Source organism: Pantoea sp. BJFS-204 (assembly GCF_049310725.1).
Classification (GTDB): domain Bacteria; phylum Pseudomonadota; class Gammaproteobacteria; order Enterobacterales; family Enterobacteriaceae; genus Pantoea; species Pantoea agglomerans.
Genome location: NZ_JBMOWE010000010.1, coordinates 87,644 through 110,307 on the forward strand (window position 1 = coordinate 87,644; position 22,664 = coordinate 110,307).

The 22,664-nt window shown below is 56.2% G+C and carries 18 protein-coding genes; 11 read left to right on the forward strand and 7 right to left on the reverse strand.

Features of this window, described 5'->3' with window-relative positions:
- Window positions 1-65 precede the first annotated feature (65 nt).
- Both cytR and priA read right to left on the reverse strand, forming a co-directional pair.
- Window positions 66-1,103, reverse strand: a complete 1,038-nt coding sequence (cytR, locus tag ACO6VX_RS21055) for a DNA-binding transcriptional regulator CytR (RefSeq protein ID WP_010672069.1) — start codon at window positions 1,101-1,103, stop codon at window positions 66-68.
- 164 nt (window positions 1,104-1,267) lie between these two features.
- A complete protein-coding gene (priA, locus tag ACO6VX_RS21060; RefSeq protein ID WP_010258167.1) occupies window positions 1,268-3,463 on the reverse strand; it encodes a primosomal protein N' in 2,196 nt (731 codons plus the stop codon).
- Window positions 3,464-3,688: 225 nt separating this feature from the next.
- Here priA and rpmE point away from each other — a divergent pair, with 225 nt between their 5' ends.
- Complete coding sequence (gene rpmE, locus ACO6VX_RS21065; protein WP_003851227.1) at window positions 3,689-3,904, forward strand: 50S ribosomal protein L31; 216 nt, start codon at window positions 3,689-3,691, stop codon at window positions 3,902-3,904.
- Between the two features lie 79 nt (window positions 3,905-3,983).
- Here the strand turns inward: rpmE and metJ are convergent, their stop codons facing one another.
- A complete protein-coding gene (gene metJ, locus ACO6VX_RS21070) occupies window positions 3,984-4,301 on the reverse strand; it encodes a met regulon transcriptional regulator MetJ (protein ID WP_009088019.1) in 318 nt (105 codons plus the stop codon).
- A 273-nt stretch (window positions 4,302-4,574) separates the two neighbouring features.
- Here metJ and metB point away from each other — a divergent pair, with 273 nt between their 5' ends.
- The 3 genes from metB to metF all read left to right on the forward strand — a co-directional run bounded on the left by metB (window position 4,575) and on the right by metF (window position 9,275).
- Complete coding sequence (gene metB / locus ACO6VX_RS21075) at window positions 4,575-5,735, forward strand: cystathionine gamma-synthase (RefSeq protein WP_022624922.1); 1,161 nt, start codon at window positions 4,575-4,577, stop codon at window positions 5,733-5,735.
- A gap of 2 nt (window positions 5,736-5,737) precedes the next feature.
- Window positions 5,738-8,173: a bifunctional aspartate kinase/homoserine dehydrogenase II gene (locus tag ACO6VX_RS21080; protein WP_010672066.1), complete on the forward strand. Its 2,436-nt coding sequence runs from the start codon at window positions 5,738-5,740 to the stop codon at window positions 8,171-8,173.
- 202 nt (window positions 8,174-8,375) lie between these two features.
- Window positions 8,376-9,275 carry a methylenetetrahydrofolate reductase gene (metF, locus tag ACO6VX_RS21085; RefSeq protein WP_010258148.1) on the forward strand — a complete coding sequence of 300 codons (900 nt, stop codon included), beginning with the start codon at window positions 8,376-8,378 and terminating at the stop codon, window positions 9,273-9,275.
- Window positions 9,276-9,342: 67 nt separating this feature from the next.
- Here metF and ppc read toward each other — a convergent pair whose 3' ends face one another.
- Together ppc and argE are read right to left on the reverse strand one after the other, a co-directional pair.
- Window positions 9,343-11,994, reverse strand: coding sequence for a phosphoenolpyruvate carboxylase (gene ppc / locus ACO6VX_RS21090; RefSeq protein WP_346460581.1), 2,652 nt, complete (start codon window positions 11,992-11,994; stop codon window positions 9,343-9,345).
- 353 nt (window positions 11,995-12,347) lie between these two features.
- Window positions 12,348-13,496 carry an acetylornithine deacetylase gene (gene argE / locus ACO6VX_RS21095; protein WP_031292638.1) on the reverse strand — a complete coding sequence of 383 codons (1,149 nt, stop codon included), beginning with the start codon at window positions 13,494-13,496 and terminating at the stop codon, window positions 12,348-12,350.
- Between the two features lie 167 nt (window positions 13,497-13,663).
- Between argE and argC the strand changes: the two genes are divergently transcribed.
- From argC to argH, 4 genes are all read left to right on the forward strand, one after another.
- On the forward strand, window positions 13,664-14,668 hold the full coding sequence (gene argC / locus ACO6VX_RS21100; RefSeq protein WP_422431862.1) for an N-acetyl-gamma-glutamyl-phosphate reductase: 1,005 nt from the start codon (window positions 13,664-13,666) through the stop codon (window positions 14,666-14,668).
- 14 nt (window positions 14,669-14,682) lie between these two features.
- A complete protein-coding gene (argB, locus tag ACO6VX_RS21105) occupies window positions 14,683-15,459 on the forward strand; it encodes an acetylglutamate kinase (RefSeq protein ID WP_010258140.1) in 777 nt (258 codons plus the stop codon).
- 24 nt (window positions 15,460-15,483) lie between these two features.
- Window positions 15,484-16,701, forward strand: a complete 1,218-nt coding sequence (locus ACO6VX_RS21110; protein ID WP_022624925.1) for an argininosuccinate synthase — start codon at window positions 15,484-15,486, stop codon at window positions 16,699-16,701.
- 90 nt (window positions 16,702-16,791) lie between these two features.
- Window positions 16,792-18,165 (forward strand): argininosuccinate lyase, encoded by a 1,374-nt coding sequence (gene argH / locus ACO6VX_RS21115; RefSeq protein ID WP_010672061.1) that lies wholly within the window; start codon window positions 16,792-16,794, stop codon window positions 18,163-18,165.
- Window positions 18,166-18,283: 118 nt separating this feature from the next.
- On the opposite strand, the gene ACO6VX_RS21120 is transcribed toward argH, so the two are convergent.
- On the reverse strand, window positions 18,284-19,018 hold the full coding sequence (locus ACO6VX_RS21120; RefSeq protein ID WP_010672060.1) for a glutathione peroxidase: 735 nt from the start codon (window positions 19,016-19,018) through the stop codon (window positions 18,284-18,286).
- Window positions 19,019-19,142: 124 nt separating this feature from the next.
- Here ACO6VX_RS21120 and oxyR point away from each other — a divergent pair, with 124 nt between their 5' ends.
- Window positions 19,143-20,060, forward strand: coding sequence for a DNA-binding transcriptional regulator OxyR (gene oxyR, locus ACO6VX_RS21125; protein ID WP_010258132.1), 918 nt, complete (start codon window positions 19,143-19,145; stop codon window positions 20,058-20,060).
- Here oxyR and sthA read toward each other — a convergent pair.
- The gene (gene sthA, locus ACO6VX_RS21130) at window positions 20,043-21,443 is read right to left on the reverse strand and encodes a Si-specific NAD(P)(+) transhydrogenase (RefSeq protein WP_010258130.1); all 1,401 of its coding nucleotides are present in this window, start codon (window positions 21,441-21,443) and stop codon (window positions 20,043-20,045) included. The two genes, oxyR and sthA, sit on opposite strands and share 18 nt — an antisense overlap.
- Before the next feature lie 192 nt (window positions 21,444-21,635).
- Between sthA and fabR the strand changes: the two genes are divergently transcribed.
- Window positions 21,636-22,283: an HTH-type transcriptional repressor FabR gene (fabR, locus tag ACO6VX_RS21135; RefSeq protein ID WP_010258128.1), complete on the forward strand. Its 648-nt coding sequence runs from the start codon at window positions 21,636-21,638 to the stop codon at window positions 22,281-22,283.
- Between the two features lie 14 nt (window positions 22,284-22,297).
- Entirely contained in the window at window positions 22,298-22,651 is a 354-nt protein-coding gene (locus ACO6VX_RS21140) for a YijD family membrane protein (RefSeq protein ID WP_010258126.1), read from the forward strand.
- The last annotated feature ends 13 nt before the right edge of the window (window positions 22,652-22,664 follow it).

A 22,664-nucleotide genomic window follows, 5' to 3' on the forward strand; every position in this document is an offset into this window, starting at 1 on the left:
AGGGTCGGAACTTTGACCAGCAGTGTTCGCCTTAAGAATCTACTGAAAAAATCAGACAAATACGCTTATTTTTCACGCTTTTTTGCTCGCGCCGTGCTGCCACGAATGGTTAAACCGGCATCCAGCAGCCGCGATCCGCTGATGACCCGTTTGCCATTTAACTCATCCAGTAGCAGAAGCATCGCTTCCCGGCCTATCTGGTAACGTGGCTGCGTGACCGTGGTCAGCGGCGGCTCGCAGTAACGTGATAGCTCAATGTCATCGAATCCGACCACAGAGAGATCCTCCGGTATCCGCAGTCCGCAGCGCCGGGCCTGATTCATCGCCCCAAGTGCCATAATATCGCTGTGGCAGAAGAGCGCGCGCGGCGGTTGCGGCAGGGTCATCAGCTGATTCATGGCGGCAACGCCCGCTTCAAATGTGAAGTCACCGCGCACAATATAGGTGGGATCGACCGTCAGCCCGCTGCGACGCATCGCCTGGACATACCCCTGCAAACGATACTGGCAGAGCGGCATCTCTTCCGGCCCGGCGATACAGGCGATATGTGTGTGACCCAACTGCAGTAAATGATTTACCGCTTCAAATGCGGCGGTCAGGTTATCGATGTGGACAGTGGGCAGTGACATTTCCGGCGCAAACTCATTCGCCATTACCATAGGCGGCAAGTTGCGTTGCTCATCAATGCTGGCATCAAAAGGCAACTTTGAGCCGAGCAGCACCATGCCATCGATCTGTCGCGTCACCATCAGGTTGAGAAAAGTTCTCTCCTGCTGATTCTGATGCGCGCAGTCACCAATCAGCACCAGATAGCCCTCTTCGGCTGCCGTAACTTCAACGCCTCGGATGATTTCACTAAAGAAGGGATCGCAGATGTCAGGGACAATGACCAGGATGGTACGCGTCTCATTACGACGGGCGTTGCGCGTGGGGCCATGTGCCGCGTAGCCGACGGCGGCAACCGCCTGCTCGACTTTCTGGCGGGTGGCCGCAGAAACCTTCTCCGGATTCATCAGCGCACGCGATACGGTGGCGGTTGAGACGCCCGCATGTTCCGCAACATCTTTCATCGTGGCGGCGGGCGGTTGTTGATTCTGCTCCAACACATGCTCCTGACGCGTTATGGCGCGTTCAATTCTGTTTCTGCCTGACCTGAAGGCAAACCGGGCAACATTGTTAACGATTGCCCGGCTGGTTGTTACTTAATTTGCATAAAAATTGTGACTTATGCGACATTTTTCGATCTGGCTCGCAGTGTCAGCTTAAATCAGCTCTCGGTAGGGTCGATATCCAGCGTCCATTTCACTTTGCGCGCCGCGGGCAGTGTTGAAACCAGCGGCAACGAACTGCTCAGCAACTGTTGCAGACGCTGCCGGGAGGGATGCTGCAGCAGCAGTTGCCAGCGCCAGCGTCCACTGCGTTTTGGCTGCAGTGCAGGCAACGGACCCATAAACCACATCGCCTTATCGTTCAGCGGGCTTGCCTCCAGCAAATTACGGAGTTGTTGCAGGAATTCCGCTGCCTGCTGGTTATCCATATCTTCAGCGCGGAACAGCGCATGGCGGCTCCAGGGCGGCAGATGGACTGCCTGTCGCTCCAGCAAGGCCTGCTGGGCGAACGCCGAATAGCCCTGGTGCAACAGCGTCTGCAGCAGCGGATGTTCCGGATGGTGAGTCTGCAGCAACACCTCGCCCTGTTTGCCGGCTCGGCCAGCACGACCGGCGACCTGGGTGTAGAGCTGAGCAAAGCGTTCCGCCGCACGAAAATCGGCTGAGAACAGCGCACCATCGACATCCAGCAGCGACACCAGCGTAACATCGGGGAAGTGGTGGCCTTTGGCCAGCATCTGGGTGCCGACAAGGATTCTTGCACCGCCGCGATGAACGTCAGCCAGATGCTGCTCCAGCGCACCTTTGCGGCTGGTGGTATCACGATCGATTCGCGACACCGGCACGCCAGGGAAAAGTGTGCCGAGCTGCTGCTCCAGTTGCTCAGTCCCGACGCCTACCGGCAGCAAATGGGTTGAACCACACTGCGGGCATTGGTTAGGCAGCGGACGCTGGCTGTCGCAATGGTGGCAGCGTAGCTGGCGATGGTGCTGATGCAGCGTGTAGTAGCGGTCACAGCGGGTACACTCAGCAATCCAGCCGCAATCATGACAGAGCAGGGCGGGCGAAAAGCCGCGGCGGTTAAGAAACAGCAGCACCTGATTATCGGCCTGCAGATGCTGGCGCATTTTACCAATCAGGCCCGGTGCCAGACCGCCGATCAACTGCACGCCTTTTAAGTCGATAAGCTGTTGCAGTGCCGGTCTGGCATTGCCGGCGCGTTTTGTCAGGTCGAGCTGGCGATACTTGCCGCTGCGGACATTGTGCAGTGTCTCCAGAGCAGGGGTCGCCGATCCCATAACAATCGGGATATCCTCTTCATGTGCGCGGAAGACGGCCAGATCGCGCGCCTGATAGCGCCAGCCCTCCTGCTGTTTATAGGAGCTGTCATGCTCTTCATCGATAATAATTACGCCAGGACGGGCCAGTGGCGTAAACAGCGCCGATCGGGTGCCAATCACAATCGCCGTTTCGCCGCGCCGCGCACGTAACCAGACCGCCAGCCGCTCACTGTCATTTAATGCGGAGTGCAGCACATCAATCGGCGCATCAAAACGTTCGCGAAAACGGGCGATAGTTTGCGGGGTCAGGCCAATCTCCGGTACCAGCACCAGCGCCTGTTTACCGCGTGCCAGCACATTTTCCAGCACGCTGAGGTAAACCTCGGTTTTGCCTGAACCCGTGATGCCCGCCAGCAGCCAGGCTGCATAATGTTCATCATCTGCCCGAATCGCACCCACGGCCATCGCCTGATCGGTATTCAGCCGCAGACGTTCGCCTTTTACGGCATAAGTGGTACGCCAGTCGTGCATCTGCGGCTGATGCTCATGCAGTTCGCATAACCCTTTGGCGCGCAGCGCCTGCAGCGTCGCATCCGTGAGGTCATGTTCACTGACCTGATGACGATAGAGCGGTTGCTGCCGCAGTGCAGCCAGCGCCTGCTGCTGTTTCGGTGCCCGCTTTAAACTTTCTGGCGCAGTCGCCCGACCCTGCTCGGTGATTTCCCAGCGCCATAAGGGATTGTCCTGCGCCGCTTTGCCCTGACGCAGCAGTACCGGAATAGCGTGACTCAGTACCTCTCCCTGCGGCGAATGATAATAGCTGGCGGCCCAGTTAAGGATGCGCCACAGCGACGCTGGATAGAGGGATTCACTATCCAGCACCTCAATCACGCGCTTGAGTTGTGCTTCCGGCAGATCGCTGCTCTCACGAAAGGCGACCACAATCCCGATCATCCTGCGATTGCCAAAGGGCACACTCACGCGACCACCAATGACCGGCTGCGCGCCCTGTGGCGGCAGATAATCAAACAGGCGGGGCAAGGGGACGGGCAGGGCGACCTGGACTACGGGCATAACTCTCTCTTTCCGGCTCAATGATCGGGGAAGCTAGTGTACACGCTGACCCTGATGGCGGGTATCTCAGCAGATATTTGCAGCAATCGAAACTTACCTGTATAATATGCCGCCTTCGGTGAGAAATATCTGGCCGGAGTACACCCTATAATGTTCAATCGCGTGTGGTGCTGTGCAGGTTAAAGCCTGGCACGGAGAGCGACACGGCCTTCAATGAGGTTTCCCATGAAACAAGGTATTCACCCGAAATACGAAGCAGTTACTATCAAATGTACCTGCGGCAACGAGATCCACACCCGTTCAACACTGACTCACGAACTGAACCTGGACGTTTGTGGCAAATGCCACCCGTTCTATACCGGTAAGCAGCGTGAAGTGGCAACTGGTGGCCGTGTTGACCGCTTTAACAAGCGTTTCAGCGTGCCAGGCGCTAAAAAATAAGATTAAAAGGCACCTGAACCTGCGGGTTCGGCGGCAAGAAAAAACCCAGCTTCGGCTGGGTTTTTTTATGGCTGAAAGATCAATACTCCCAGGTATCCGGATCGACACCCATCTGGCGCATGATTGCTTTTGCTTCTTCCGGAATCTCATCACTACGCTCTTTGCGCAGGTCGACGTCATCCGGCAGCGGTTGGCCCGTAAAGGCATGTAAAAAGGCTTCGCAAAGCAGTTCGCTGTTGGTGGCGTGACGCAGGTTGTTCACCTGACGACGGGTACGCTCATCCGTTAAAATCTTCAGCACGCTCAATGGGATTGATACTGTGATCTTCTTGACCTGCTCGCTCTTCTTACCGTGCTCAGCGTACGGGCTGATATATTCGCCGTTCCATTCAGCCATGGGTTACCTTAATTAATAAACGTTAAATGTTAGGAAATCAGCGGATTATGCCTGATTTTTTCCTGCCTGACCCCTGATATGGCGGGTTTTCTTCGCTCACTGCCTCTGTCTGACAGAGGGGAACGCCAGGCGATGACGCATAATTTTAGCGGTTATTGCGGTTTTGCTCAATCTATACGCAAAGACATTTAGATGTCCAGATGTATTGACGTCTAATTAGAGGGTGATATCCTGTGGCCTACATTTTATTCACTCTTCAGGAACAATTCGCTCATGACGCGTAAACCGGCAACCATCGCAGTGCGCAGCGGTTTGAATGATGACGAGCAATATGGCTGCGTTGTCCCGCCAATCCACCTCTCTACCACCTATAACTTCCTGGATTTCAATGAGCCTCGTGCGCATGACTACTCCCGTCGTGGCAACCCCACTCGTGATGTCGTACAGCGTACGCTGGCAGAACTGGAAGGGGGAGCGGGCGCGGTATTAACCAATACCGGGATGTCGGCGATTCACCTGGTCACGACGGTGTTTCTGAAGCCTGGCGATCTGCTGGTCGCGCCACATGACTGTTATGGCGGTAGCTATCGGCTGTTTGACAGCCTGAGCAAGCGCGGCGCCTATCGGGTGAAATTTGTCGATCAGGGTGATCCGGTAGCGCTGCAGGCCGCTCTGGATGAAAACCCAAAACTGGTGCTGATTGAAAGCCCCAGCAATCCGCTGCTGCGCGTGGTAGATATCAGCGCGATTTGCGCCGCTGCGCGTGCTGCGGGTGCCATCAGCGTGGTGGACAACACCTTTATGAGTCCGGCGCTGCAGAATCCTCTGGCGCTGGGTGCGGACCTGGTGATCCACTCCTGTACCAAATACCTCAATGGCCACTCCGATGTCGTGGCGGGCGCGGTCATCGCCAAAGATCCGCAACTCGCTACCGACCTGGCCTGGTGGGCAAATAACATTGGTGTGACCGGTGCAGCGTTTGACAGTTATCTGCTGCTGCGCGGGATTCGTACGCTTTCACCGCGGATTGCAGCCGCACAACGCAACGCACTCGCGATTGTAGAGTATCTGAAGCAGCAGAAACTGGTGAAAAAGTTGTATCATCCTTCGCTGCCGGAAAACGCCGGACACGAACATGCCGTACGTCAGCAGCGCGGCTTTGGCGCGATGCTGAGTTTCGAGGTCGACGGTGATGAGGCGCTGCTGCGTCGCTTCCTGAAAGCACTGCAGCTATTTACGCTGGCGGAATCGCTGGGCGGAGTAGAGAGTCTGATCTCCCATACCGCCACCATGACGCACGCGGGGATGTCGGCAGAAGCACGCGCGGCAGCGGGCATTTCCGATACGCTGCTGCGGGTTTCTGTCGGTATTGAAGATCACGAAGATTTAATTGCCGATCTGGATAATGCATTCCGGGTCGCAGCCGAGGGTTAAGCATGACGATTTCAGCAGGCGCGGGAACGCCGAACATCAGGCAGTTGCATAAGTTTGGCGGCAGCAGCCTGGCCGATGCGCGCTGCTATCAGCGCGTTGCCGGTATTATGGCGGACTACAGCCAGCCGGGCGACCTGATGGTGGTCTCTGCGGCAGGCTCAACTACCAACCAGCTGATTAGCTGGCTGAAGCTGAGCCAGAGCGATCGGCTTTCTGCGCATCAGGTGCAACAGGCCTTACGGCGCTACCAGAGCGAACTGATCAGTGCGCTGCTGCCTGCTGAGGTCGCAGAACCTTTAATCACCGCGTTTATCCGTGATCTGGAAAAGCTGGCCGCACTGCTGGATGCGCCGATCACCGATGCGGTCTATGCCGAAGTGGTCGGTCACGGTGAAGTCTGGTCGGCACGCCTGATGTCAGCGGTACTGAGCCAGCGTGACCTTCAGGCCTGCTGGCTGGATGCGCGTGAGTTTCTGCGCGCTGAACGTGCCGCACAACCGCAGGTAGATGAAGGGAAGTCCTGGCCACTGCTACAGACTCTACTGGCGCAGCATCCGCACAAGCGCATCGTGGTGACCGGATTTATCAGCCGCAACGACGCCGGTGAAACCGTCCTGCTTGGCCGCAACGGCTCCGACTATTCTGCCACGCAGATTGGCGCACTGGCGGGTGTCGGGCGGGTGACCATCTGGAGCGATGTGGCGGGTGTCTACAGTGCCGATCCCCGTAAAGTCTCTGATGCCTGTCTGCTGCCGCTGTTAAGGCTGGATGAAGCCAGCGAGCTGGCGCGCCTGGCTGCACCGGTTCTCCACACCCGTACTCTGCAGCCGGTTTCAGGCAGCGATATCGACCTGCAACTGCGCTGCAGTTATCAGCCGGAGCAGGGCTCAACCCGCATCGAGCGCGTGCTGGCCTCCGGGACGGGCGCGCGTATCGTCACCAGCCATGATGATGTTTGCCTGATTGAGATTCAGCTGCCAGAGCAGCATGACTTCGCCATCCTGCACAAAGAGATAGACCTGTTGCTGAAGCGCGCGCAGCTGCGTCCGCTGGCGTTTGGCGTTCATCCCGATCGTCAATTGCTGCAGCTCTGTTACACCGCCGAAGTGGTAAACAGCGCCTTTACGCTGCTACAGGATGCCGGTTTACCGGGCCATCTGCAGCTGCGCGACGGCCTGGCGCTGGTGGCGCTGGTTGGCGCAGGCGTTACCCGCAATCCGCTGCATACCCATCGCTTCTGGCAGCAGTTAAAGGATCAGCCAATTGAGTTCATCTGGCAGTCAGAAGAGCACATCAGCGTGGTCGCAGTGCTGCGCGTCGGCCCGACTCAGCATCTGATTCAGGGATTGCATCAGTCGCTGTTCCGGGCAGAAAAGCGCATCGGTCTGATGCTGTTTGGCAAAGGCAATATTGGTTCACGCTGGCTGGAGCTGTTTGCCCGCGATCAGGAAACGCTGTCAGCGCGGACCGGCTTTGAATTTGTGCTGGCGGGCGTCGCGGACAGCCGTCGCAGCCTGCTGAGCTATGACGGGCTGGAAGCCAGCCGGGCACTCGCCTTCTTTGATGATGAAGCGGTAGAGCGCGATGAAGAGTCGCTGTTCCTGTGGATGCGTGCTCACCCGTTTGATGACCTGGTGGTGCTGGATGTCACTGCCAGCACACCGCTGGCGCAGCAGTATCTCGACTTCGCCAGTCACGGTTTTCACGTTATCAGCGCCAATAAAGTCGCGGGAGCGTCTGACAGTCAGACCTGGCGCCAGATCCGCGATGCCTTTACCAAAACCGGACGTCACTGGCTCTATAACGCCACCGTTGGCGCAGGTTTGCCGATCAACTACACGGTGCGCGATCTGCGCGACAGCGGGGATACCATCCTGGCGATCAGCGGGATCTTCTCCGGCACGCTGTCGTGGCTGTTCCTGCAGTTTGATGGCACGGTGCCCTTTACCGAGCTGGTGGATCAGGCCTGGCAGCAGGGTTTAACCGAGCCCGACCCGCGCGCCGATCTCTCGGGTCAGGATGTGATGCGCAAGCTGGTTATCCTGGCGCGTGAGGCAGGCTACAACATCGAGCCGGATCAGGTGCGGGTGGAATCGCTGGTGCCCAGTAACTGTCAGCAGGGATCTGTCGACCACTTCTTTGAAAATGGCGAAGAGCTGAATGAGCAGATGCTGCAGCGGCTCGAAGCGGCGCAGGAGATGGACCTGGTGCTGCGTTACGTTGCCCGGTTTGATGCTAACGGCAAGGCGCGCGTGGGTGTTGAAGCGGTGCGTCCGGAACATCCGCTGGCCTCACTGCTGCCGTGCGACAACGTCTTTGCGATTGAGAGCCGCTGGTACCGCGATAATCCGCTGGTGATCCGCGGACCGGGCGCAGGCCGGGATGTCACCGCAGGCGCTATCCAGTCAGATATTAATCGCCTCGCACAACTGCTGTAACTCCTCCTCCTCAGGCGCTTCGGCGCCTGTTTTCAATGCGTTATCGCTCCCCTGTTGAATCTCCTTCATGTTGATTGAAAATTGATCACGACTGTCGACCATTTTTAAGTTGACGGCACAGTCAGATTACGTCATTTTGAACATCTGGACGTCTAAACGTGTAGATGTTCACAGGCCGATTGTTAATCGATGAGGGTGCAGGATGAGTTTCTTTCATGCCAATCAGCGCGAAGCGCTAAACCAGAGCCTGGCTGAGCTGAACGGGCAAATTAATGTTTCATTTGAGTTCTTTCCGCCTCGTACCAGCGACATGGAAGAGACCCTGTGGACCTCTATCGATCGCCTGAGCAGTCTGAAACCGAAATTCGTTTCTGTGACCTACGGTGCGAACTCAGGTGAACGTGATCGCACCCATAGCATTATCAAAGGCATTAAAGATCGCACCGGTCTGGAAGCTGCTCCCCATCTGACCTGTGTCGATGCCACGCGCGATGAACTGCGCACCATCGCTCAGGATTACTGGAACAACGGCATCCGTCACATTGTGGCGCTGCGCGGCGATCTGCCTCCTGGCAGCGGTAAGCCAGAAATGTACGGCAGCGATCTGGTTTCGCTGCTGAAAGAGGTGGGTGATTTTGATATTTCGGTTGCGGCCTATCCGGAAGTCCATCCCGAAGCGAAAAGCGCCCAGGCCGATCTGATTAACCTGAAGCGAAAAATCGATGCAGGTGCCAACCGGGCTATTACCCAGTTTTTCTTCGACGTTGAAAGTTATCTGCGTTTCCGCGATCGCTGTGTCGCGACCGGCATTGACGTGGAAATTGTGCCGGGCATTCTGCCGGTCTCTAACTTTAAACAGCTGCAACGCTTTGCCACGCTGACCAATGTGCGCGTGCCGGGCTGGATGAGCGCGATGTTCGCCGGTCTGGATGATGATCCGGAAACGCGGAAAATGGTGGGAGCCAATATCGCGATGGATATGGTGAAAATCCTGTCACGCGAAGGGGTGAAGGATTTCCATTTCTACACGCTGAACCGTGCCGAAATGAGTTATGCCATTTGTCACACCCTGGGCGTGCGTCCTGCTGCTGCTGCGGCTTAACCGCTCTGCTTCAGCCAATAAAAAAGTCGGGAGAGTCCCGACTTTTTTTGTTTTTACTGCACCACCGTTAACCGGTATTGCGCATGCCTGCCGCGACACCGGCAATGGTCACCATCAGCGCCTGCTCAACGCGGGCATCCGGTTCATCGCCATTCGCTTCCCGCGCGCGCGAACGATGCAGCAGTTCGGCCTGGAGTACGTTGAGCGGATCGGTATAGACGTTACGCAGTGCAATTGACTCGGCAATCCACGGCTGATCGGCCATCAGGTGTGAGTCATTGGCAATGGTCAGTACCGCTTTGATATCCGCATCAAGCTGATCGCGCAGCTGTTTGCCCAGCGGCCAGAGTGATTTCTCGACCAGACGCTGATCGTAATATTCCGCCAGCCACAGGTCCGCTTTTGAGAATACCATCTCCAGCATACCCAGACGGGTAGAGAAGAATGGCCAGTCGCGGCACATCGCTTCCAGCTGATCCTGATGACCGGCGGCCATCGCCTGTTGCAGGGCCGCACCGGCACCCAGCCACGCAGGCAGCATCAGACGGTTCTGCGTCCAGGCGAAAATCCATGGAATCGCACGCAGCGACTCTACGCCGCCGGTAGGTCGGCGCTTGGCGGGACGTGAGCCCAGCGGTAATTTACCCAGCTCCTGCTCTGGTGTCGCTGAGCGGAAATAGGGCACGAAGTCAGCATTTTCACGCACATAACCGCGATACATCGCACAGGAGTCGGCGGAGAGCTGATCCATAATGTCGCGCCATTCGCGTTTTGGCTCCGGCGGCGGCATCAGGTTCGCTTCCAGAATTGCGCCGGTGTAGAGCGACAGGCTGGCGATGGTGACGGCGGGTAAACCATATTTAAAGCGGATCATCTCGCCCTGTTCGGTCACGCGCAGACCGCCGCGCAGGCTGCCTGGTGGTTGCGACAGCAGCGCTGCATGGGCGGGTGCGCCGCCACGGCCAATGCTGCCGCCGCGTCCGTGGAACAGCGTCAGTGAAATCCCGGCCTTCTCACAGGTTTTAATCAGGGCATCCTGTGCCTGATATTGCGCCCAGCTGGCGGCCATCACACCGGCGTCTTTCGCCGAGTCAGAATAGCCAATCATCACCATCTGTTTGCCCTGAATTAAGCCGCGATACCAGTCGATGCTCAGCAGCTGGCTCATCACGTCATTGGCGTTATTCAGGTCATCAAGCGTTTCAAACAGCGGTGCAACCGGCATGGCATAGCCGATGCCTGCTTCTTTCAGCAGCAGATGCACGGCCAGCACGTCAGAAGGGGTTTTCGCCATGGAAATAACATAGGCGGCGATAGAACCCTGTGGCGCTTCAGCCGCGACGCGACAGGTCTCCAGCACTTCACGCGTTTCATCGCTGGGCTCCCAGCTGCGAGGCAGCAGCGGACGCTTGGAGTTCAGTTCACGGATCAGGAAGGCCTGCTTGTCCGCTTCGGACCAGCTTTCATAATCGCCGAGGCCCAGATAGCGGGTCACTTCAGCAATCGCTTCGGTGTGACGGGTACTCTCCTGACGCAGATCGATACGCACCAGCGGCACGCCGAAACATTTCACGCGGCGCAGCGTATCAAGCAACTGACCGTTGGCGATAATGCCCATGCCGCACTTTTGCAGTGACTGATAGATGGTAAACAGCGGATCCCACAGCTGATCGTTGGAGACCAGCAGATCGGCCGGGCGCGGCAGACGTTCACCTTTCAGGCGGCGTTCCAGGAATGACTGGGTAGTCATTAACTGGCTGCGCAGGCGTTTCAGGATCATACGATAAGGTTCAAGTGCTTCCGGATTGCCGCTGAGTTCCCGGATCTCTTCAGTGCACTCTGACATCGACAACTCAGAGATCAGTACGCCGATATCGCGCAGGAACAGGTCAGTGGCTTTCCAGCGACTCAGCTGCATAACGTGGCGGGTAATCGCCGCCGTAACGTTAGGGTTACCGTCGCGGTCGCCACCCATCCATGAGGTGAACTGAACCGGCACGAAATCGACCGGCAGCTTAATGCCGAACGCCTCTTCTACCTGCTCGTTCAGCTCACGCAGGAAAGCGGGTACGCCTTCCCACAGGCTGTTTTCCACCACGGCAAAGCCCCATTTGGCTTCGTCGATAGGGGTCGGACGATATTTGCGGATCTCATCGGTGTGCCACGCCTGTGCCACCAGCTGACGCAGACGGCGCATAATCTGGTTACGTTCGTAGTCGGAGACGTCGCTGTGATCGAGCTGTTTCAGGCAGCTGTTAACTTCGACCAGCTTGTGAATCAGCGTACGGCGGGTGATTTCAGTCGGGTGAGCCGTCAGCACCAGTTCCAGCGACAGCGACTCAATGGCCGCAAGGATGTCGCTTTCGCTGATATCTTTCTGCTGCTTCAGGGTATCAAAGGTCTTTTTCAGCAGTTCGGGATGGTTCTCACCCTCGCCACTTTGCGAGATGGTCTGATACTGCTCAGCCACGTTGGTGAGGTTCAGAAACTGGCTAAAAGCGCGTGCAACCGGCAGAAGCTCCTCATTGGAGAGGTTCTGCAGCGTATTGAGCAGTTCTTTACGATGAGTGTCATTTCCTGCACGGGATGACTTGGAGAGCTTACGGATGGTTTCCACCTGGTCGAGGATGTTCTCTCCCAGTGCATCCTTAATCGTATCCCCGAGCAGTTTGCCGAGCATACTGACATTACTTCGCATTGCGGAATATTGTTCGTTCATTGGACCCTGACACCCTTATCGTCTTGAAAAACTTCTACACCCGACCTTTCAGGCAGCAGAAAAATCAGCAACGCCATGTTCCCCCTAATCTACAGGGAACCGGCTCCGTTGCCGCCTGTCCACATTCTGAAACGCTCTGGATAATCACCCGGTGGGCATAACATCGTCTTTTATCTAGCCACGTAATGTTGCGTTCGTCAAATGCGTTAAAGTGTGCTGAAGATGTGGCTAAATAACGGAAATTCGTAGAATTTATCGGGAACAAAGCGGGATAAGTTATTCTTATTGCTAAATCCCGCAGAATGAAGGGGCATTTTACTGTTAATGCAGTGAAATGCCCCATTTGCTGTTAATCAGTGGCAAAAATGCTGCACAACTTGACTGATAAGCGCCCTTGTCGGCTTAATAAATGCAGTATCAATAAATTCGTCTGGCTGATGTGCCTGCTCAATCGACCCCGGGCCCAGTACCAGCGTTGGGCAGAGCTGCTGAATAAAAGGCGCTTCGGTGCAGTAGTTCACCACCTCAGTGGGTATACCCAGCAATTTCTCGACCACACTGACCAGTTCATGATCTGCCGGACATTCGTAGCCAGGAATCGGCGGATGCAGTTCAGCCACCGTGACACGGCCCGGCCAGCGCGCACTGACCGGTGCCAGCGCCTCGTTCAGTAGCCCATCGAGATCGTTCAGCGACAGACCCGGCAGCGGACGGATATCCATATGCAGTTCACAGCAGGCGCAGATACGGTTAGCGGCGTCACCGCCATGAATATGGCCGAAATTCATGGTGGGATAGGGGATGGCAAAGCCGTCATGGTGATAACGCTCCTGCAGCGTATTGCGCAGTTGCATCAGATGGGTGATCGACTCATGCATCAGTTCAATGGCGTTAACGCCACGTGCGGGATCGCTGGAGTGGCCCGATTTTCCCTCGATACGGATCACATTCGACAGGTGACCTTTGTGCGCACGCACCGGTTTAAGTGAGGTTGGTTCACCGATGATGGCGCAGTCGGGACGCAGCTGCGTCGACTCAGAAAAATATTTGGCGCCAGCCATGGTGGTCTCTTCATCGGCCGTAGCGAGGATATAGAGCGGCTTGCTCAGCGTGCTGACATCCACATCGCGCAGCGTATCGAGAATAAAGGCGAAGAAGCCTTTCATGTCTGCCGTGCCCAGGCCATAGAGCTTGTTGTCGTGCTCGGTCAGGGTAAAGGGATCGCGTGTCCAGCGGCCATCGTCAAAAGGAACGGTATCGGTATGACCTGCTAGCAGCAGGCCGCCCGCACCGCTTCCGGTACGCGCCAGCATATTAAATTTATTGCGGGTGCCGGGCACCGGCTGCACTTCAACGCTGAAGCCGAGGTCGCGGAACCAGCCGGCCAGCAAATTGATTAAAGTTTCATTACTCTGATCCAGTGCGGCATCGGTTGCGCTGATCGACGGTGTGGCGATTAACTGGCGGTACAGTTCAATAAAAGGCGGTAATTTTGTCTTCACTGTTGGCGGTCCTTGGGTTAGGATGTATCCATATTCATGCAGTAATAGTGAATAAAAATACATTAACGTCCTCTGCAAGGGAACCTTAAATCACTGCAGATGACAGGGCGGGTAACGGGGCAAGGCCGCGACCCGGAACGTGCGACTGTAAAAAGGGTTACAGCCTGATGTTGAATACGCTGATCGTTGGTGCCAGTGGTTATGCTGGTACAGAGCTTGCCACCTTCCTGAATCGCCATCCACATATCAACATAACCGCTTTGGCGGTTTCGGCGCAAAGCCCTGATGCCGGCAAGCGCCTCTCCGATCTCCATCCGCAGCTGAACGGTGTGGTGGATTTGCCGCTGCAGCCGCTGAGCAGCGCGGCCGAGTGGGCAGACAAGGTGGATGTGGTGTTCCTGGCGACGGCCCACGAAGTCAGCCACGACCTGGCGCCGGAATTTCTCAAGGCTGGCTGTGTGGTGTTCGACCTGTCGGGTGCGTTCCGCGTGAATGATGCTGATTTTTATACCCGCTTTTATGGCTTCACCCATCAGCATAGCGACTGGCTGGACAAAGCCGTTTACGGCCTTGCCGAATATCAGCATGAGAAAATCCAGCAGGCGCAGCTGGTGGCTGTGCCAGGTTGCTACCCGACCGCTGCGCAGCTGGCGCTGAAGCCCCTGGTGGATGCCGGACTGTTAAACGAGGCGCAGTGGCCGGTAATCAACGCCACCAGCGGCGTGAGCGGTGCCGGACGTAAAGCCAATGTCGGCACCAGCTTCTGCGAAGTGAGCCTGCAGCCTTACGGGCTGTTCAATCATCGTCATCACCCGGAAATCGTTGCGCACCTAGGTACGCCGGTGATCTTCACACCGCATCTGGGTAACTTCCCGCGCGGTATCCTGGCGACGATTACCTGCCGTCTGAAAGCGGGTGTCAGCCGTGAAGATATCGCCGCAGTTTTCCATCGCGCCTATGACAACAAGCCACTGGTGCGGCTCTACGAACAGGGCGTACCGGCGCTGAAAGCCGTTGTAGGTCTGCCTTACTGCGATATCGGTTTTGAAGTGCAGGGCGAGCATCTGATTGTCGTGGCAGCCGAAGATAATCTGCTGAAAGGCGCGGCATCGCAGGCGGTACAGTGCCTGAACATCCGGTTCGGCTTCCCTGAAACGCAGTCACTGATTTAACGGACAAATATACCATGACCAATCCATTGATTATCAAGCTGGGCGGTGTGTTGTTAGACAGCGAAGAAGCGCTGGCCCGCCTGTTTGAAGCGCTGCTGACCTACCGTAGCGCCCATCAGCGTCCGCTGATTATTGTCCACGGCGGCGGTTGCCTGGTGGATGAACTGATGAAAAAGCTGGCGCTGCCGGTGAAGAAGAAAAATGGCCTGCGTGTCACGCCAGCCGATCAGATCGACATTATTACCGGTGCGCTGGCGGGAACCGCGAATAAAACGCTGCTGGCCTGGGCAAAAAAATCGGGCATCAACGCGGTAGGCCTCTGCCTGGGCGATGCGGGCATCGTGAATGTCACACCGTTTGATGAAGAACTCGGCCACGTTGGCCACGCAATGCCGGGCGATCCGGCATTGCTGAACACCCTGCTGGCGGCCGGCTATATGCCGGTGGTGAGCTCAATTGGTATAACTGACAGCGGCGACCTGATGAACGTCAACGCTGACCAGGCGGCGACCGCACTGGCCTCGACGCTGGGCGCTGATCTGGTCCTGTTGTCAGACGTCAGTGGTATTCTCGACGGCAAAGGTCAGCGCATCGAAGAGATGACCGCCGACAAAGCTGAGCAGCTGATTACCCAGGGCATTATTACCGACGGCATGATTGTGAAAGTGCACGCTGCGCTTGATGCAGCGCGTACCCTGGGCCGCCCGGTGGATATTGCCAGCTGGCGTCACGCTGAGCGGCTGCCTGACCTGTTTAACGGCGTGTCGATTGGCACCCGGATTCTCGCTTAACGACTCTGATTCAAGGATTACGAAATGCAAACGCAAAACATCAAAAAAATCGTTCTGGCTTACTCCGGTGGTCTTGATACTTCGGCCATCATTCCATGGCTGAAAGAGAACTACGGCGGCTGTGAAGTCGTCGCTTTTGTCGCAGATATCGGTCAGGAGCGCGGCGATCTGGAAGGTGTAGAGAAGAAAGCCCTGCAGTCCGGCGCATCTGAATGCCACGTGGTTGACCTGCGTGAAGAGTTCATCAGCGACTATGTCTATCCGGTGCTGCAGACTGGCGCCCTCTATGAAGGCACTTATCTGCTGGGCACTTCAATGGCGCGTCCTATCATCGCTAAAGCACAGGTTGAGCTGGCGCTGAAAGTGGGTGCGGATGCGCTGTGTCACGGCGCTACCGGTAAAGGGAATGACCAGGTGCGTTTCGAAACCACCTACACCGCGCTGGCACCGCAGCTGAAAGTGGTGGCTCCGTGGCGTGAATGGAACCTGCGTTCACGTGAAGCGCTGCTGGACTACCTGAAAGAGCGCAACATTCCGACCACCGCGTCACTGGAGAAAATCTACAGCCGCGACGAAAACGCCTGGCACATCTCCACCGAAGGTGGCGTGCTGGAAAGCCCGGCCAATGCACCGAATAAAGATTGCTGGGTCTGGACTGTCGATCCGCTGGAAGCGCCTGACCAGCCTGAAGAAGTGACCGTAACCGTGGAAAAAGGTCGGGTCGTGGCGGTTAACGGCGAAAAACTGAGTCCGTTCCAGTGCCTGGAAAAACTTAACGTGCTGGGCGCAAAACATGGCGTCGGCCGTATTGATATCGTTGAAAACCGTCTGGTAGGGATTAAATCGCGCGGCTGCTACGAAACCCCTGGCGGCACCATCATGGTCAATGCGCTGCGTGCGGTTGAGCAGCTGGTGCTGGATCGCGATAGCTTCAAATGGCGTGAGCAGCTCGGCCACGAGATGTCCTATGTGGTTTATGACGGCCGCTGGTTCGCCCCGCTGCGTAAGTCGATTCAGGCCGCTGCCGAATCGCTGGCGGAAGAGGTTAACGGTGAAGTGGTGCTGCAGCTCTACAAAGGCCAGGCGACAGCCACCCAGAAGCGTTCCGCGAACAGCCTCTACTCGGAAGAGTTCGCCACCTTCGGTGAAGATGAAGTGTACGATCACCGTCATGCGGGAGGCTTTATCCGTCTGTTCTCGCTCTCTTCGCGTATCCGCGCCCTGAACGAGCAGAAGAAGTAATTTTCAGGCGAGGTGCGCCTCGCCTCACAGTTTCATTTCAGGGGCGGCATTTATGCCGCCCCTTGTTTAACGATTCAGAGGAGTTTTCACATGGCACTTTGGGGTGGACGGTTTACTCAGGCAGCGGATCAACGTTTTAAACAGTTCAATGACTCGCTGCGCTTCGATTACCGCCTGGCAGAGCAGGACATCATTGGCTCTGTTGCCTGGTCCAAAGCGCTGGTGACGGTAAATGTCCTGACTCAGGATGAGCAGCAGCAGCTGGAAGCGGCCCTGAATACGTTACTGGATGAAGTCCGTGAGGATCCTGAGCAGATTCTGCAGAGCGACGCCGAAGATATCCACAGCTGGGTTGAAGGCCAGCTGATCGACAAGGTGGGCGCGCTGGGCAAAAAACTGCACACCGGACGTAGCCGTAACGATCAGGTCGCGACCGATCTTAAGCTGTGGTGCAAGGTGCAGATTGAAGCGCTGCTGGGTGCCACCCGTGATCTGCAGCAGGCGCTGGTGGTCACCGCCGAAGCCAATCAGGATGCGGTGATGCCGGGCTACACACACCTGCAGCGTGCGCAGCCGGTGACGTTTGCGCACTGGTGCCTGGCCTACGTTGAAATGCTGGCGCGTGACGAGAGCCGTCTGCAGGATACGCTGAAGCGGCTCGATGTCAGCCCGCTGGGCTGTGGCGCACTGGCCGGTACCGCGTATGAGATCGATCGTCAGCAGCTGGCAGGCTGGCTGGGCTTTGCTTCTGCCACGCGCAACAGTCTGGATACCGTATCAGACCGCGATCACGTGCTGGAGCTGCTTTCTGACGCTGCCATCGGCATGGTGCATCTGTCGCGCTTCGCCGAAGATATGATCTTCTTCAACACCGGTGAAGCGGGCTTTATCGAACTGTCAGATAAAGTGACCTCCGGCTCATCGCTGATGCCGCAGAAGAAAAACCCGGATGCGCTGGAGCTGATTCGCGGCAAGTGTGGCCGGGTGCAGGGCGCGCTGACCGGCATGATGATGACGCTGAAAGGTCTGCCGCTGGCGTATAACAAAGATATGCAGGAAGACAAAGAGGGGCTGTTTGACGCGCTCGACACCTGGCTCGACTGTCTGCACATGTCAGTTCTGGTGCTGGATGGCCTGCAGGTTAAACGCCCGCGCTGCCAGGAAGCGGCTGAACAGGGTTACGCAAACTCCACTGAACTGGCTGACTATCTGGTCGCCAAAGGCGTGCCGTTCCGTGAAGCACACCATATCGTCGGGGAAGTGGTGGTGGCCGCTATCGGTCAGGGTGTGGCGCTGGAAGCGCTGTCGCTGGCACAGCTGCAGCAGTTCAGTGCGGTGATTGGCGAGGATGTCTATCCCATTCTGGCGCTGCAATCCTGTCTGGATAAGCGTAATGCGCAGGGCGGCGTCTCGCCACAGCAGGTTGCGCGTGCCATCGGTGACGCAAAGCAGCGTCTGGCGTAATTAACAGGCAAAAAAAAGCGGGCACATTAAATGCCCGCCAACCTCTAGCTTCAGAATTACTCATTTTTATAGGCACATCATCAAAGCGCCTGCTCTCCCGGCCGACGCTCAGATTCTCTTACGCTGACAGCAGATATTGCTGCAGATCCTCACTGCCGCCAATGTGACGACCCCCCATGAAGATCTGCGGTACCGTCGCCCGGCCTGAAACGGCGCGCAGACTCACGGTTGTTGCATCCTGTCCCAGCACGATCTCTTCGTACTGAATACCATGATCCATCAGCATCTGTTTTGCCTGGGTGCAGAAGGTGCAGCCAGGTTTAGTGAAGATTGAGACCGACTCCTGAGCTTTACACTCGGGCGCCAGATAGCGCAGCATGGTGTCGGCATCAGAGACCTCAAATGGGTCGCCCGGCTTGTTGGGCTCAACAAACATTTTCTCTACCACGCCGTTACGCACCAGCATCGAGTAGCGCCATGAACGTGGGCCAAAGCCGAGATCGGCTTTCTCAACCAGCATCTCCATGCCGCGGGTAAACTCGCCGTTGCCATCAGGGATAAAGGTAATGTTGTCTGCGCGCTGTTCTGCTTTCCAGGCGTTCATCACAAACGTGTCATTCACCGAGACGCACAGAATGCTGTCCACACCCTGCTGGGCAAACAGACCCGCTAATTCGTTGTAACGCGGCAGATGGCTGGAGGAGCAGGTCGGTGTGAATGCGCCCGGCAGTGAAAAAACGATGACCGTTTTGTCTTTAAACAGCGCTTCAGTGGTGACATCGACCCAGCGATCGCCCTGACGTGTGTGAAAAGTCACTGACGGAATAGCTTTACCTTCCTGACTTGCAAACATTTTTTTCTCCTGACATACCGCGTTCCATTTGATGTGCGCATTATTCCCAACCACCCTTGATAGGGCCAATCGTTCATTGCTATTCTATCTATCGCCACGGTCTATCGTGGCTTGGAGGGTAACAATGAATATTCGTGATCTTGAATATCTGGTTTCGCTTGCTGAACACCGTCATTTCCGCCGTGCTGCGGATGCGTGTCATGTCAGTCAGCCGACGTTAAGCGGGCAGATCCGTAAGCTGGAAGATGAGCTGGGTGTGATGCTGCTGGAGCGCACCAGCCGTAAAGTGCTGTTCACCCAGGCAGGTTTGCTGCTGGTGGATCAGGCGCGTACGGTGCTGCGTGAAGTGAAAGTGCTGAAAGAGATGGCCAGTCAGCAAGGGGAAGCGATGTCAGGTCCGCTGCATATCGGCCTCATCCCGACCACCGCGCCCTACTTATTGCCACAGATTATCCCGACGCTGCACCAGACATTCCCGAAACTGGAGATGTATCTGCACGAAGCGCAGACGCAGCAACTGCTGGCACAGCTCGATAGTGGCAAGCTGGACTGCGCGATTATCGCGCTGGTCAAAGAGAGTCAGGCCTTTATCGAAGTGCCGTTGTTTGATGAGCCGATGAAGCTGGCAGTCTATGCCGATCATCCCTGGTGCGATCGCGACCGGGTACCTATGTCCGATCTGGCAGGCGAGAAGCTGCTGATGCTGGAAGATGGGCACTGTCTGCGTGACCAGGCGATGGGGTTCTGCTTTGAGGCGGGCGCCGATGAAGATACCCATTTTCGCGCGACCAGTCTTGAGACGCTGCGCAATATGGTGGCGGCAGGCAGCGGGATTACGCTGTTACCGGCGCTGGCAGTCCCACCGGAGCGTATCCGCGACGGCGTCTGCTATCTCACCTGCTACAAACCGGTGCCACAGCGTACAATTGCGCTGGTCTATCGACCGGGTTCACCACTGCGCAGCCGTTATGAACAGCTGGCAGAGGCGATTAAAACCCACATGCAGCACTATTTCGACGCCGCGTTAAAACAGGCGGTTTAAGCCGTTTAACGCCGCAACGCGATAGGCTTCGGCCATGGTCGGATAGTTAAAGGTGGTATTCACGAAGTACTCAATCGTGTTGCCACCGTTTTTCTGCTCCATGATCGCCTGACCGATATGAATAATCTCGGCGGCACGTTCACCAAAGCAGTGAATTCCCAGAATCTCTTTGGTTTCCCGATGGAACAGAATCTTCAGGCTGCCAACGTTCATGCCAACGATCTGCGCTCGCGCCAGATGTTTGAACTGCGCGCGGCCTACTTCGTAAGGCACCTTCATTGCCGTCAGCTGCTGCTCGGTTTTACCCACGGAGCTGATTTCCGGAATGGTGTAAATCCCGGTTGGGATATCTTCAATCAGGTGCGCTGACGCTTCCCCTTTGATAATCGCCTGAGCGGCAATACGGCCCTGATCGTAGGCGGCTGAGGCCAGGCTTGGATAGCCAATCACGTCACCAACGGCATAAATGTGCGGCTGAGCCGTCTGATACATGCTGTTCACTTTCAGCAGGCCACGACCATCCGCTTCCAGACCCACATTTTCCAGCGACAGCGAATCGGTGTTGCCGGTACGGCCGTTGGCGTAAAGCAAGCAGTCGGCTTTCACTTTCTTACCCGACTTCAGATGCATGATGACGCCATCTTCCACCCCTTCGATCTTCTCAAACTCTTCGTTGTGACGAATTACCACGCCGCTGTTCCAGAAGTGGTAAGAGAGAGAGTCAGACATCTCCTGATCAAGAAACGCCAGCAGGCGATCGCGGGTGTTAATCAGGTCAACTTTGACGTTCAGGCCACGGAAAATCGACGCATATTCACAGCCAATCACGCCCGCGCCATAAATAATGACGTGGCCTGGTTCGTGGTGCAGATTGAGAATAGAGTCGGAGTCATAAACGCGTGGATGGGTAAAGTCGACATTGTCAGGATGGTAAGGTCGTGAACCACAGGCGATAACAAACTTCTCTGCCGTCAGCGTCTCACGCGTGCCATCCGGTTGCTCAATCTCAATGGTGTTGGCATCAACAAAATGCGCATCGCCCTGATAAAGTTCACAACGGTTACGCTCGTAGAAGCCCTGACGCATGGCTGTCTGCTGGCTGATCACGTTTTCAGTGTGATTGAGAATGTCGGCAAAAGAGGAGCGAAGCAGTCGGGTATGATCGCTGTAGAGCGGATTTTGGTTGAATTCAATAATGCGACTGACGGCGTGGCGAAGGGCTTTAGAAGGGATGGTGCCCCAGTGCGTACAACCGCCGCCGATGTTGTGGTAGCGTTCAATCACGGCGATGCGCGCTCCCTGTTTTACCAGCCCCATCGCCGCCCCTTCACCGCCGGGCCCTGAGCCAATCACAATGGCATCGTAATCGTAAGACTTTTGCATACCGATACGTCCTATTATTTATACATTTTTACAACGAGATTCTAACATCTCGTCGCGTACTTCTGAATTCTATCAGCGATTTTCATCACATTTTGACAAAGAGTGAGGTTCACAGGCGGTGACAAAGATTGCCAATCTGTACGCTGAAAATTTTGATATAGTGCCTGCTTAACACCGCTAAAGGCAGAGAGAATGGGCGTCAGAGCGCAACAAAAAGAACGTACACGACGTACACTGATTGAAGCAGCGTTCAGTCAGCTCAGCGCCGAGCGCAGTTTTGCCAGTCTGAGTTTGCGGGAGGTTGCCCGTGAAGCAGGGATTGCACCTACCTCCTTTTATCGTCATTTCAAGGATGTTGATGAGCTTGGCCTGACGATGGTAGATGAAAGCGGGCTGATGTTGCGACAGCTGATGCGCCAGGCGCGCCAGCGTATTGCCAAAGGCGGCAGCATCATTAAAACGTCGGTGTCGACCTTTATGGAGTTTATCGGCAACAATCCCAACGCTTTCCGCCTGTTACTGCGTGAACGTTCCGGCACCTCTGCCGCTTTTCGTGCCGCCGTGGCGCGTGAAATTCAGCACTTTATCGCTGAACTGGCCGATTATCTTGAGGTCGAAAATCGCATGCCGCGCAGTTTTACCGAAGCGCAGGCTGAAGCGATGGTGACCATTGTTTTCAGCGCCGGTGCAGAAGCACTGGATGTTGATGCTGAGCAGCGACGTAAGCTTGAGGATCGGCTGGTGTTACAGCTGCGTATGATCGCCAAAGGCGCTTATTACTGGTACCGCCGGGAGCAAGAGCGACTGGCGGCCACCCTGGAAAAACCCGAAGAGCAATGAGTAAGGATCAGTCCATGACCCACCCAGGTACTCGCGATAAAAGCACACTGGTACTGGCTTTTATTACCGGCTTAGCAATTAACGGCTCGTTTTCTGTGCTGTTCAGCGCCTTTGTTCCATTTTCGATTTTTCCGCTGATTGCGCTGGGTCTGGCGGCCTGGTGTCTGCATCAGCGCTACCTCAACACCAATATGCCGGACGGTATGCCAGGACTGGCAGCGGCGTTTTTCCTGCTGGGGATTCTGGTTTATAGCGCGCTGGTGCGGGCAGAATACCCGGATATTGGCTCCAACTTCGTTCCCACCGTTCTGATGGTAGCGCTGGTGTTCTGGATTGCGACGCGTTTTAAGCGCAAGCGTAATCAGTAGTGATAAAAAAACG